This is a genomic window from Kitasatospora sp. NPDC059648 (assembly GCF_042734825.1).
Taxonomy (GTDB): Bacteria; Actinomycetota; Actinomycetes; order Streptomycetales; family Streptomycetaceae; genus Kitasatospora.
Genome location: NZ_JBHWDU010000048.1, coordinates 1 through 13,196, shown reverse-complemented (window position 1 = coordinate 13,196; position 13,196 = coordinate 1). Strand labels below are relative to the sequence as shown.

6 protein-coding genes and 1 pseudogene are annotated in these 13,196 nt (G+C 73.1%); 5 read left to right on the top strand and 2 right to left on the bottom strand.

Annotated elements, in window-relative coordinates:
- Positions 1-6: 6 nt before the first annotated feature.
- The 4 genes from ACFV1W_RS24995 to ACFV1W_RS24980 are packed head-to-tail and all read left to right on the top strand — an operon-like array spanning position 7 to position 3,877.
- Positions 7-285: a phosphopantetheine-binding protein gene (locus ACFV1W_RS24995; RefSeq protein ID WP_375890467.1), complete on the top strand. Its 279-nt coding sequence runs from the start codon at positions 7-9 to the stop codon at positions 283-285.
- Positions 285-1,442 (top strand): acyl-CoA dehydrogenase family protein, encoded by a 1,158-nt coding sequence (locus tag ACFV1W_RS24990; protein ID WP_380419461.1) that lies wholly within the window; start codon positions 285-287, stop codon positions 1,440-1,442. The genes ACFV1W_RS24995 and ACFV1W_RS24990 overlap by 1 nt, the downstream gene beginning before the upstream one ends.
- 47 nt (positions 1,443-1,489) lie before the next feature.
- Positions 1,490-2,737 (top strand): class I SAM-dependent methyltransferase, encoded by a 1,248-nt coding sequence (locus tag ACFV1W_RS24985; RefSeq protein WP_380419460.1) that lies wholly within the window; start codon positions 1,490-1,492, stop codon positions 2,735-2,737.
- Positions 2,738-2,764: 27 nt separating this feature from the next.
- Complete coding sequence (locus tag ACFV1W_RS24980) at positions 2,765-3,877, top strand: DUF6421 family protein (RefSeq protein WP_380419459.1); 1,113 nt, start codon at positions 2,765-2,767, stop codon at positions 3,875-3,877.
- Positions 3,878-3,999: 122 nt separating this feature from the next.
- On the opposite strand, the gene ACFV1W_RS24975 is transcribed toward ACFV1W_RS24980, so the two are convergent.
- Both ACFV1W_RS24975 and ACFV1W_RS24970 read right to left on the bottom strand, forming a co-directional pair.
- A complete protein-coding gene (locus tag ACFV1W_RS24975) occupies positions 4,000-9,147 on the bottom strand; it encodes an amino acid adenylation domain-containing protein (RefSeq protein ID WP_380419458.1) in 5,148 nt (1,715 codons plus the stop codon).
- 91 nt (positions 9,148-9,238) lie between these two features.
- Positions 9,239-12,496, bottom strand: a complete 3,258-nt coding sequence (locus tag ACFV1W_RS24970; RefSeq protein ID WP_380419457.1) for an amino acid adenylation domain-containing protein — start codon at positions 12,494-12,496, stop codon at positions 9,239-9,241.
- A gap of 536 nt (positions 12,497-13,032) precedes the next feature.
- On the opposite strand from ACFV1W_RS24970, the pseudogene ACFV1W_RS24965 reads away from it, so the two are divergent.
- Positions 13,033-13,196 (top strand): annotated as a pseudogene (locus ACFV1W_RS24965) (amidinotransferase); the annotation flags it as partial.

Genomic DNA, 13,196 nt, shown 5'->3' with positions numbered 1-13,196 from the left:
AACACCGTGAGCAGGCCATGGGACGACCGTTTCGAGAAAGTCCTCCTGAAGGTCGTCCCCGGGATTTCCGGTGGCGCCGAACTGGTTCCGGACCTGGATCTCTCGGGAGCCGGTCTCACCTCCATCGGAATCGTCCAGCTGATGATGCAGCTGGAGCGTGAGTACGACGTCGAGTTCGCCTTCGAGTTGCTCAACTTCCAGATCTTCGCGACACCCGCCACGCTGTGGGCCGAGGTTTCCGAAACCCTCGCGCAGGCGGGCCACGCGGTTCGGAAGGACGGCTGATGTCGGCGGCCGCGGCCGAGATCGTGGCCGGGATCCTGCCGGTCCTGCGTGAACAGGCCGCCGAGTCGGACCGGCTCGCGGCCTTCCCGGCCGCGTCGCTGGAGACCCTGCGCGAGCACCGGCTGCTCAGCCTGACCGTCCCGGAGGAGTACGGCGGCTCCGGCGCCTCCACGCGGCTGTGGACCGAGGTCGCCCAGGAACTGGCCGGCGCCTGCCTGTCCACGGCCCAGATCTGGGCGATGCACGTGTCGCACGTCGACGCGGTGGTCCGGTACGGCAGTGCGGAGCTCAAGGCCGACCTGCTCACCCGGATCGGCGCGGAGGAGCTCTTCATCGCCTCCGTCACCAGCGAACAGGGCCGGGGCGCCAGTCTGTTCACCGCCCACAGCCCGCTGGTCCCCGAGGGCGACCGGGTCGGCATCGACCGGATCGCCCCGGTGGTGACCGGCGGCGCGCACGCCGACGGCTACCTGATCAGCATGCGGGCCGGTGCGGAGGCCTCGGAGCACGAGGTCTCGCTGGTCTACGCCGACCGCGGTGACCTGGAACTGGCGACCACCGGCGAGTGGAACGCGCTCGGCATGCGGGCCACCGAGAGCGTCGGGATGGCCATCAAGGGCAGCGCCCCGGCCCGGAACGTCATCGGCGGCTCCGGCCGTTTCGCCGACGTGGCGCGGGAGAGCATGATCCCGGTCTCGCACATCGCCTGGGCCGCCTGCTGGCTGGGCGCCGCCCGCGGCGCGCTGAGCGAACTGGTGCGCTTCCTCTGGAAGTCCGGCCGGGCCGACGGCGCCTCCGACCTCTTCCACGAGCGGCTCGCCCGGATCCGGGTGGACCTCGAACTCGCCAGCGCCTACCTCACCCGGGTCCGCGAGGAGGTCGACCTGGCCCGGGCCGAGGGCCGCTCGCTGGCCCACCCGCGGACCCAACTCCAGCTCAACGCCCTCAAGGTGGCCACCTCCGACCTGGCCTTCCGGGCGGTCGACAACATGGTGCAGCTGGGCGGTCTTCGGCTGGGCTACCTCCAGGACGCCCCGATCCCGCTGGAGCGGCACTTCCGCGACCTCCGGTCGGCGAGCCTGACCCACGCCAACGACGGCCTGCGGGTGGGCATCGGAGCGCTGTCCCTGCTCGACCGCTCGGTGACCCTGATCTGATCGGCCGCCGATCCGCACCGCAACCCTGAGCGAATGGGAGTAGCACAGTGTCGACGCCGCACGGGCTGATCGGGCACGAGACCACCGTCTCCGAGTTCTACGGGACGTTCCCCTATCCGTGGAAGCCGGTCTACTTCGACCGGATGAGCGACCCGGACTTCCACGCCGCCCTGATCCGCCAGGAGACCGGCCGAGCCGACCTCGGGCCGATCCGCCGGATCTGGGTCGCCGGCTGCGGGACCAACCAGGCGCTGATCACGGCGCTCCAGTTCCCCGCGGCCGAGGTGCTCGGCACCGACGTCTCCGCGGAGTCGCTCGCCATCTGCCGGCAGAACGCCGAGCAGCTCGGGGTGACCAACCTGCGGCTGGTGCGGCAGGGCATCACCCGGGCCGGGTACGACCGGGAGTTCGACCTGGTCGTCTGCACCGGGGTGATCCACCACAACCCGGAGCCGCGGCGCTGCCTGGAGCGGCTGTCCGCGGCGGTGCGGGACGACGGCGTGCTCGAACTCATGGTCTACAACCGCTTCCACCGCCGGGAGGCCGAGTCCTTCCAGGCGGCCCTGCGGATCCTGGCCCCCGAGTCCGAGCACGGCCACCGCGAGCGGTACGCCCTGGCCCGGAGCCTGGCCGACTCGCTCCAGGTCGAGAGCACCATGACGAAGCACCTGGAGGACACCCGGCGCAGCCCCGAACCCGCCTGGGCGGACCGCTGGATGAACCCCTGCGAGACCTCCTACGACGTCGACTCGCTGGCCGGGCTGGCCCGGGAGTGCGGCCTGCTGCTGGAGGCCCCGAAGGTTAACGGCTTCGACAAGATGCGCCGGCGCTTCCTCTGGACCCTGGACCTCACCGACCCCGAACTGCTGGCCCCGTACGAGCGGTTGGAGGACCTGGCGCGCTGGCAGCTGGTCAACCTGCTGCACCTGGACAACTCGCCGATGCTCTGGTTCTACCTGCGCCCCGACCGCGCCGGCACGGGCACCAGGGTCTCGGACGCCGAGCGCAACCGGATGTTCCTGGACGGCGTGCTCGACCGCCCGGAGGCCGTGCGCCACCGCCACGTCCTGGACCGGGACGGCGGGTACCACCCCGACCCGAACGCCTCCGAGGTGGCCTCCTGGCCCGCCTGGCCCGAGGTCAAGGCGATCCAGGAGGCCGCGGACGGCCGCCGGACCGGCCGGGAGATCCTCACCGGGCTGGGGTACGGCACCGGCTTCAACGCCGTCCAGCGCGCCCGGGTCATGCTCACCACCTCGGAGTTCCCGCACCTGACCGTCGCACCGGCCGGCTGACCGGCCGCGCGGAGAGGAGGACCAGTCGTGGACCCCGTAGCGCCGGTGATCGCCGAAGTGAACGCCCTGCGCCGCCGGTTGCAGCCGGTCGCAGACCCGAGGGACCCGGTGTTCCTGGAGCGGCTGGCCAAGGAGCTGGCGGACAGCGCCGAGCTGAGCCGCGAGCCGATCGTCCAAGCCTTCCTGGCCGACCTGCGCGACAGCCCGGACGGCTCCCGGCTCCGCGCGACCAAGGCGCACATCAACGAGGAGCGCGACAACCACGTCTTCTCGTTCTTCGACGCCTCGTACTTCCCCAGGCTGTCGCTCGACTACCTGGTGTACCGGACCCTGCCGAGCGACCCGCACCTGGCCGTCCGGTACGCCAGCAACACCCGGCCGGTCAACCTGCTCGCGAAGTCGGAGGGCTTCGAGTCCCGGGTGGTCGTCGCCCTGTTCCCGGAGAACCATCTCGACGGCCGGCAGGACCCGGACGACCTGATCTTCTACTTCATCGACAAGTTCGTCGAGCGCCACAACCGGATCACCCGGAAGATGATCGACGCCGTGATGGCACCGGGGAGCTTCCCGCGGATCCAGGGCGCCCCCGACGACGTCGTCGAGGCCGCCTCCTCCTGGTGGGTCCGGCTGCACGAGTACCATCACCGGCAGGGCGACCTGCCGATCCCGGAGTTCCTGGACGCGAAGAAGCTCAAGCCGCTGGCCGGGCTGGAGGAGCTCCGGGTGGACGTCTCGGCCATGCTGGTCTGCCTCGACGACGCGCAGCTGCCCGAGCAGCCGGCCCGGGCCGCCTACGAGTACATCCTCGCCGAGCGACTGCTGCGCTACGCCGTGGAGGGCATCCCGCGTCCCAACTACGACGCGGTCGCCTCCCAGCTGCTGTTCAGCTACCTGACGGAGCACCGGGGCATCCGGCTGCGCGACGGCCTGATCGAACTGGCCCCGGAGCTGCCGGCGGTGCTGGCCGCCTTCCTGGGCGAGATCCAGGCGATCGAGCGGAGGATCCGCACCCAGCCGCTGGACCGGGTCCGCGCCGGGCTGCTGGAGTTCACCAACCGCTACACCGACTACGACCCGCAGGCCAAGGACTACCGGCACATCCCGTTCTTCGCCGAGGTCAAGCAGCGCCTGGGCATCTGAGCCCCCGTACGGCCCCTGCACAGCCCGCACGCCCCGCACGACCCCCGCCCGGACGCGACACCGACGGACCGGCCCGCAGCTCCCGCCGCGGGCCGGTCCGGTCGTTTCCGGAGCCCGCCCGGTCACTCCGGCCGGGCGATGTCGGTCAGCACGGTACGACGGCGTCGCACCACCGCCGGCTCCGCCGCGCCCGACCGCCCGGTCCGGTCCACCTCGGAGGCCAGTCCGGCGATCGTCGACTGCTCGAAGAACCGCACCAGCGGGACCGCGACCCCCAGCGAGGAGCGGATCCGGCTCAGGATCCGGGTGGCCATCAGGGAGTGCCCGCCGAGCCGGAAGAAGTCCGTGTGCACGCCGATCCGCTCGACCCCGAGGATGTCCTGCCAGATCCCGGCGAGCGCCTCCTCGACGGGCGTGCGCGGCGCCGTGTACTCCTCCTCGGGCTCCGGCGCGGCCGGCAACGCACCGCGGTCGACCTTGCCGTTGGGCAGCAGCGGGAACGCGTCCAGCACCACCACGGTCGAGGGCACCATGAAGTCGGGCAGGGTGCGGGCGGCGTGCTCGCGCAGCGCCGTGCCGTCCACCGCCGCCCCGGCCATCGGCACGGCGTATGCGACCAGCCGGTCGCCCGTCGCCGAGCCGCTCACCACGGCGACGGCGTGCGCCACCGCGGGGTGCGAGCCGACCGCCGACTCGACCTCGCCCAGCTCGATCCGCAGGCCGCGCAGCTTCACCTGGTCATCGGCCCGGCCGACGAACAGCAGCTCGCCGTCCGGCGTCCAGCGCACCACGTCCCCGGTCCGGTACATCCGCTCGCCCGGCGCCCCGAACGGGCAGGGCACGAATCGGTCGGCGGTCAGGGCGGGGCGGTGCAGGTAGCCGCGGGCCAGCCCGGTGCCGGCCAGGTAGGCCTGCCCCGGGACGCCCGGCGGCACCGGCCGCAGCGCCTCGTCCAGCACGTACACCCGGGCGTCCAGGTTCGGCCCGCCCAGGGTCGGCACGCCGTCGCCGGAGAGCGGGCCGGTGCTGGTGGAGATGACGGTGGACTCGGTGGCGCCGTAGATGTTGATCATCCGGCGCCCGGGCGACCAGCGGCCGACCAGGTCGCCGGGCAGCACCTCGCTGCCGCTGGCCAGGCCGACCAGCGCGGGCAGCTCGACCGGGGGCAGCGTGGCCAGCCGGGTCGGGGCGAGGAAGGCGTGGGTGATCCGCCGCTCGCGCAGGAACTCCGCCAGGTCCTCGCCGGCCAGCGGGCCCGGCGGGGCCACCACTAGGGCCGCCCCGATCGGGAAGGCCATCAGCAGCTCCAGCACCCAGGCGTCGAAGCTCGGCGTGGACACCTGGAGCACCCGGGAGCCCTGGTCGATCAGCAGCCGCGCGGCCATCTGGTCGCTCAGCGCGAGCAGACCGGTGTGCGGCATCACGGCGCCCTTGGGGACACCCGTCGAGCCCGAGGTGTAGATCGCGTACGCGGGGCTGAGCGGGTCGAGCGGGGCCGTCCGGTCGGCGTCGATGGGATCGCCGTCCGGCTGCCGGGCCAGCAGCTCCGCGGTGGCGGCGTCATCCAGCACCAGCCGGGCCGTCCCGGTCTCCGGCAGCCCGGAGTCCGAGGTGGTGACCACCAGGGCCGGACCGGCGTCCGCCAGCATGAACGCGATCCGCTCGGCCGGGTAGCCCGGGTCGACCGGGACGAACGCGGCCCCGGCCTTGGCCACCGCGAGCACCGCCACCACCAGCTCGACGCCGCGCGGCAGCGCCACGGCGACGAACTGCTCCGGGCCGATCCCGCGCCCGATCAGCAGCCGGGCCAGCCGGTTGGCCCGGGCGCCGAGCTCCCGGTACGTCAGCCGGGTGTCGCCGTGCTCCAGGGCAAGCGCCTGCGGGGCCCGGGCGGCGGCGGTCTCGAACAGCGCCGCCAGCGTCACCGCGGGCACGCCCTCGCCGGTGCTGTTCCAGTCCGCCACGATCCGTCGGCGCTCGGCCGCCGGGAGCAGCTCCAACTCGGACAGCGGCCGGGCCGGCTCGGCGACGGCGGACGCGAGCAGGGTGGTGAACCGCTCGGCCAGCGCTGCGACGGTCCGCCGGTCGAACAGCGCCGTGTTGTAGGTGACGTGCCCCAGCATCCCGGCCGGGCCGCCGTCCGCGCCCTGCCGCTCGACCAGCGAGAAGTCCAGGTCGAAGGGGGAGACCGGCAGTTCGAACAGCACCGGCTCCACCCGGAGCCCGGCCAGCTCCGGGCAGGCCTCGGGCCGGCCGGCGACCGACAGCAGGACCTGGAACAGTGGGTTGCGGCCCGGCTGGCGGGCCGGGTTCAGTGCGGACACCAGTAGGTCGAAGGGGACGTCCTGGTTCGCGTAGGCGGCCAGGTCGGTCTCCCGCACCCGCTCCAGCAGCGCCGCGAAGCTCGGGTCGCCCGAGGTGTCGGTGCGCAGCACGACGGTGTTGATGAAGCAGCCGACCAGCCGCTCCAGGGACTCCTCCGAGCGGCCCGCGACCGCCGTGCCCAGCGGGATGTCCCCGCCCGCGCCCAGCCGGGTCAACATGGCGGCCAGCGCCGCCTGCACCACCATGTGGACGCTGGCCCCGGCGGAGCCGGCCAGCTCGCCGATCGCTCGGTGCAGCGCGGCCGGGACGGCCAGCGGCACGGTGTCGCCCCGGTAGTCGGCGGTGGCCGGGCGCACCCGGTCGGTCGGGAGCGGCAGTTCCTCGGGCAGCCCGGCCAGGCGCCCGGTCCAGTGCGCGAGCTGCCGGGCGAGCCCGCTGTCACGGTCCGTCGCAGTGCCCAGCGCCTCGTGCTGCCACAGGGCGTGGTCCGGGTACTGCAGCGGCAGCGGCTCCCAGCGCGGCGCGGCCCCGACCTTCCGGGCCGAGTAGGCCGTCGACAGGTCCTCGCAGAGCGGCTGCCAGGAGAGGCCGTCGCAGGCGATGTGGTGGATCACGATCAGCAGCAGGTGGTCGTCGGGGCCGACCTCGAACAGGCAGGCCCGCACTGGCGGTTCGCCGCTCAGGTCGAAGGGCCGGGCCGCGGCCTCGCGCAGCGCCCCGTCGAGGTCCCCGGCCTCGACCGGAAGCACCGGCAGCGCGGGCTCGAACGGCTCCCGGACCACCTGGCACGGCTCGCCGTCGCGGACCGGGAACACCGTGCGCAGGCTCTCGTGCCGGGCGAGCACGTCACCGAGCGCCGCGTGCAGCGCCGCCCGGTCCAGCGGACCGGTCAGCCGCAGCGCCAAGGGCATGTGGTAGTAGGAACTCTGGCCCTCGACCTGGTTGTTGAACCAGATCCCGCGCTGGGCGAGCGACAGCGGCAGCGTCGCCGGACGCGCCACCGGGGCCGGCCCGGACGGCTGGGGCGCCGGTTCCGCGCCCCGCTCGGCGACCAGCCGGTCGATCTCGGCGGCCAGCGCGCCCAGGGTGGGGGAGCGCAGCATCTGGCGGACCGACAGCTTGACGCCCCAGGCCCGGCGCACCCGGGCCACCACCTTGGTGGCCAGCAGCGAGTCGCCGCCGGTACGGAAGAAGTCCTGCTCCCGGCCGGGCGTCCCGCCGGCGAGCACCTGGCTCCAGATCGCGGCCAGCCGCCGCTCGGTGCCGGTCCGCGGGGCCTCCGCCGCGGGGGCCGGCGCCGACGCCGGGGCGGCGGCGGAGGGTTCGTCCCGGTACTCCAGGGTGCCGTCGCGCAGCTGCCGGGCGGTGCGGCCGTCCGGCACGCCCGCGACCGTCACGGCGCCGAACACGCCGACCGGGCACGGCTGTCCGTACCGGTCGGTGAGCACCACCCCGTCCGAGGGCACCCCGCCGGGCCCGTCGCCGCCCAGGGCGAGGTCCCCGGTGCGGGACTGCGGCCGCGCCAGGAACTCGGCCAGCAGCAGCTCGAAGTGCCCGGCCAGCTGCTCCACGGTCGCCCGGTCGAACAGATCGGTGGCGTACTCGAAGCGGCAGTCGACCCGGTCCCGGTCGTACGTGACGACCAGCTCCAGGTCGAACTTGGAGGTGTCGTTGTCCAGGTCCACCAGCTCGACCCCGCAGTCCGCCAGGGCCGGCGGCGCGGTGGCCTGGTTGACCGAGCACATGACCTGGAAGACCGGATTGGTGCCCGGGGCGCGCTGGATCCCGAGCGCCTCCACGACCTGGTTGAACGGGACGTTCTGGTGGGACAGCGCCTCCACCGAGACGGTCCGGACCCGGTCCAGCAGCTCGGCCTGGGTGGGCCGGTCGGCGAGGTCGACCCGCAGGGCGACGGTGTTGGAGAAGAACCCGACCACCGGCTCCAGCTCGCGGCGGGCCCGGTTGGCCACCGGCACGCCGATCACCACGGTGTCCTCGCCGCCGTAGCGGTGCAGCAGCTGGGCGAGCACCGTGACGGCGCCGGTGAACAGCGAGGCCCGTTCGCCGCCGCCCCAGCGCCGCAGGGCCGCCTGGAGGTCGGACGGCACCGCGACCGGCACCGAGGCCCCGCGCATGCTCGGCTCGACCGGGCGCGGCCGGTCCGTCGGCAGGGCGGGCCCGGCGGGGACGTCCTTGAGCCGCTCGCGCCAGTAGCCGAGCTGCTGCTCGTACAGGTCCCGGACGTAGTGTTCGGCCTCCCAGCCGGTGTAGTCCGCGTACTGGAGCCCGAGCGGCGCCAGTTCGGGCTCCACACCCCGCACCCGGGCCGAGTAGAGCACGCCCAGCTCGTGGAACAGGATGCCCTCGGACCAGCCGTCGGTGACGATGTGGTGGAGGTTGACCAGGACGTGGCTGAGCTCCTCCCGCACCCGGATCAGCACCACCCGCAGCAGCGGTTCGCCGTCCAGCCGGAACGGGCGCCGGGCTTCCTCGGCGATCAGCTCCTCGGCCGCCCGCCCGCGTTCCGTCTCCGGCAGGCCCCGCAGGTCGTGGCGGTTGCGGGCCACCCGCACGGACGGCGCGATCTCCTGGAACAGCTCCTCGCCGGTGAAGCCGAAGGTGGTCCGCAGGGCCTCGTGCCGGGCCAGGAGCTCGTCGAAGGCCCACCACAGGGCGTCCTCCCGCAGCGGGCCGGAGATCCGCAGCGCGAACGGCACGTTGTAGGAGGTGCTGGACTCGTTCAGGTGGTCGATGAACCAGAGCCGCCGCTGCGCCGCGGAGGCCGGGATCCGGCCCTCCCGGGGCCGGCGGCGCAGCCCGTCGACGGGATCGGGCGCGGCGTCGCCGGAGAGGATCCGGCGCAGCAGGTCGCGCTTGAGCCCGGTCAGTCCCGCGCCGGTCGGTCCCGTGCCGACGGGTTCCACGCCGGATCGCTCGTCAGGCATGTCGGTCTCCCCCATGGTCGAGAAGTGGTCGAGAAGTGGTCGGACCGCCGGCCCGGCGGTCGGGTCTGCCCGCGCTCGGGTGGCTCCGCGCTCAGGACAGCTGCCGCAGCAGCTCCCCGGCCTCGGCCTCGCTCATCTCCTCCAGCCGGCGTACCAGCAACTGCTGGACCTCGGCGCTCAGTTCGCGCAGCGTCGGCTTGGTGAAGACCGACATCAGCGGCAGGTCGATGCCGGCCCGCTGGCGCACCCGGGAGACGAACCGGGTGGCGACCAGGGAGTTGCCGCCCAGGGCGAAGAAGCCGTCCAGCGCCCCGATCCGGGTCAGGCCGAGCAGGTCGCGCCAGATGTCGGCGACGAAGGCCTCGACCGGCCCCTCGCAGGGCTCGCCCGGGGCCTCGGCGTCGTCCAACAGGCGCTCCGGGGGCGCCAGCGTGCCGCGGTCGATCTTGCCGTTGGTGTTCACCTCGAAGCGGTCCTGGACGGTGACGAAGGAGGGCACCATGTACTCCGGCAGCCGCTGTCCGACGTGGGCGCGCACCTCCTCGGCGGAGGGCCGCCGGTCGGGCCGCAGCGGGGTCAGGTAGGCGATCAGGCGGCGCAGCCCGTTCTCGCCCTCGTGGACCAGGACGACCGCCTCCTTCACCCCGGGGTGGGCCTCCAGCACCGCCTCGATCTCGCCCAGTTCCACCCGCATGCCGCGGATCTTGACCTGGTGGTCGGTGCGTCCGACGAACTCCAGTCGCCCGTCCGGCCGCAGCAGCCCCTTGTCGCCGGTGCGGTAGAGCCGCTCGCCGGTCAGGGAGGGGTGCGGGACGAAGGCGGCGGCCGTGCGGGCCGGGTCGCTGGCGTAGCCGCGGGCCAGGCCGACGCCGCCGATGTACAGGTCGCCGACGACGCCGATCGGGACCGGCCGGAGCGAGGCGTCCAGCACGTGCACGGTGTTGTTGTCGAACGGCCGGCCCAGGCTGACCGGTCCGGCGCCCGCGAGGTCCTCGGCGTCCTCGGCCGTGCAGGTGTGGTGGGTGGAGTCGATGGAGACCTCGGTGGCGCCCCAGGTGTTGTGCAGCTCACCGGGCATCAGCGCGTGGAACCGCCGCACGGTGCCGGGGGACAGCGCCTCGCCGCTGGAGGTGGTGCCGCGCAGCGCCTCCAGCCCGGCGGCGCCGCGCTGCTCCACCACGTCCAGCACGGAGTTGAGCATGCTGGGGACGACCTGGAGGTACACCGAGCGGTGCCGGGCCAGGGCCTCGACGATGGCCTGCGGATCGCGGTGCAGGTCGGGCGGCAGCACCGCCACCCGGCCGCCGACGGACAGCGGCCAGAAGATCTCCAGGGCGGAGTCGTCGAAGGTGAGGGTGGTCTTGTGCAGCACCGTCTCGCCCGGGCGGAGGGCGTGCCGGCGCTGCATCCAGGTCAGCCGGTTGACCCAGCCGCGGTGCCGGTTGGCCACGCCCTTGGGGGCTCCGGTGGAGCCGGAGGTGTAGTACACCGAGACCAGGTGCTCCGGACGCGCCGCCTGTTCGGGGTAGCCGGAGTGGCCGGGGCCGTCCGTCGGGTCCGGCTCCGGCAGCGGGCCGATCGGCTCGATGCCGTCGAAGGGCTCCAGCGGCACGCCGCCGGTCAGCACCACCCGGGCCCGGGCGTCCCGCAGGATCTGCTCCAGCCGGGCGCGGGGCGCCGCCAGGTCGAGCGGCAGGTAGGCGCCGCCGGCCTTGAGGATGCCGAGCAGGGCCACCACCAGGGCCACCGAGCGCTCGACGAACACGCCGACGCACTGGTCCGGGCCGACCCCGCTCCCGCGCAGGTGCGCGGCCAGTGCCGAGGCGCGGCGGTCCAGTTCACGGTAGGTCAGCTCGCCGTCCGCCGCGCTCACCGCGACGGCGTCCGGGGTGCGGGCGGCCTGCGCCTCGAACAACTCGTGCACGCAGCGCTCGTCCGGGAACTCCGCCCCGGTGCGGTTCCAGCGGGCGATCAGGGCGCGTTCGGCGGGCGAGCAGAGCTCGTACGCCTCCAGCGGCCGGTCGGGGTCGGCCAACAGCCCGTCGAGCAGCGTCCGGTAGTTCTCGGCGAGCCGGGCCACCGTGGTGCGGTCGAAGAGCGCGGTGGCGAACTCCAACCGGCCGTCCAGACCGCCCTGCGGCGAGCGGTCCAGGTAGAGGCCGAGCTCGTACCGGGCGGTCGCGGTGCGCACGTCGAGCGGGCGGACCTCCAGACCGGCGAGCTGCGGGCGGTGCCGGCTGTGGTTGTACGCGAAGACCGTCTGCACCAGCGGGGCGTGACTCAGTTCGCCCTGCAGTCCGAGGCGTTGGACGATGTGGTCGAACGGGGTCTCCTGGTGGGCGAAGGCGTCCAGGCAGGTCTCGCGCAGGGCGCCCAGGTAGTCGGCGAAGGTCTGCCCGGGGGTGTGGTCGCTGCGGATCGGGAGGGTGTTGACGAAGAATCCGAGGGTCTGTTCCAGGCCGTCGCCCGGCCGGTTCGCGACCGGAGTGCCGACCACGAGGGACTGCTGTCCGGAGTAGCGGTGCAGCAGGAGGTTGAACGCCGCGAGCAGGACCATGTAGTGCGACGCGTTGTGCTGCTTGGCGACTTCGGTGAGGCGTTGCGTGGACGAACCGGAGAGCTTGAAGCGGACGTCGGCCCCGGTGAAGTCCTGGGTGGCTCCGCGCGGGTGGTCGGTGGGCAGCCGGAGCAGGCCGGGAACGCCGGTCAGGACCGACTCCCAGTGCGCCAGGTCGGCTTCCGCTGCCGCGCCGGCGAGGCGCTCGCGCTGCTGCACCGAATACCGTGAATAACTCACCGCGAGCGGCTCGGAAACCGGCGGACGACCGGTTTTCACGTTCAGATAGGAACGGCCGATCTCATCGATCAGAAGTCGGCCGGAGAGGCCGTCCGTGATGAGGTGGTGGAGGTTGAGGTACAGGATGTGGTGGTTTTCGGACAGCTTCGCCAGCCGGATGTCGAAAAGCCCGGGGCGGCTCAGGTCGAAGGGTTTCGAGGCGGCTTCGGAAAGCCGGCGCAGGACCGCTCCGGCATCGGTTCCGAGGTTTTCCACCGGGAGCTCGAAGGGCAGTTCGTCGGCTATCAGTTGGACCGGCCGGTCCCCCCGGGCGGCGAATCCGGTACGGAGCGGCTCGTGCCGTCCGACCAGCGCCCGGATCGCCTCCGTGAGCGCCGGGACGTCGAGCTCGCCGGTGATCCCGTAGGCGGCCGGCTCGTTGTACACCGGCACGTCCGGATGGAGCTGGTGCAGGAACCAGAGGCGTTCCTGGGGGTGGGCGAGCGGAATCTCCCGGAGGGTGGGGTGCTGTTCCTCGGCCGGCGTTCCGGTCCCGGTGTCCTGGTTCGTCATCCGGCGGTCCGACCTTTCCATCCCGCGGATCGCCGGAATTCCGGTGGAGCTCGGCGATGCCGGGTCGTGATTGCGCGGTTCGGGGCATCTGGGCACTCCGGCGCAAGCTATTGACTACGCCCGGGGAAGTCAAGGCCCCGGATCATTGATCCCCCCTGGGACGGTTGGAGGGGTAACAGAGCGGTTGTGCCCGTTATGTCGCCGGGGCCGCGGGCGGCGGAGAGCCCGCCGGCCGGGCGGAGCGGCGGAGTCCAGTCGGCCGTTCGTGGCATGAACACCCGGGACAATGGGCAGGTCGACTGCTAGGGTCCGGTGATTGTGGGCTTGCCGATGACATGTCAGGATCGTGACGATGACGGCATTTCGTGACCGGGCCCTCGCGATCCCCCACCGGCGCCGCGGTCCGCACGGCGACCGGGCACCCTTTGCCCTCTCCTGAAACCACCATCGCAGAGGAGATCCCTGTGTCCAGTGGCGGTACTCAGCCCGAGCCGATACGGCCGGCGGCCCGGAGGGCCACCGCGCGCCGACTCCTGATGTGTCGTCCGCAGCACTTCGACGTGACGTACTCCATCAACCCGTGGATGCACCCCGAGAAGCCGGTGGACCGCGAACTGGCGCTGCTCCAGTGGGAGCGGCTGCGCGAGGTGTACCTCTCGCTCGGCCACACCGTCGAGGTGATCGACCCCGTCCCCGGGCT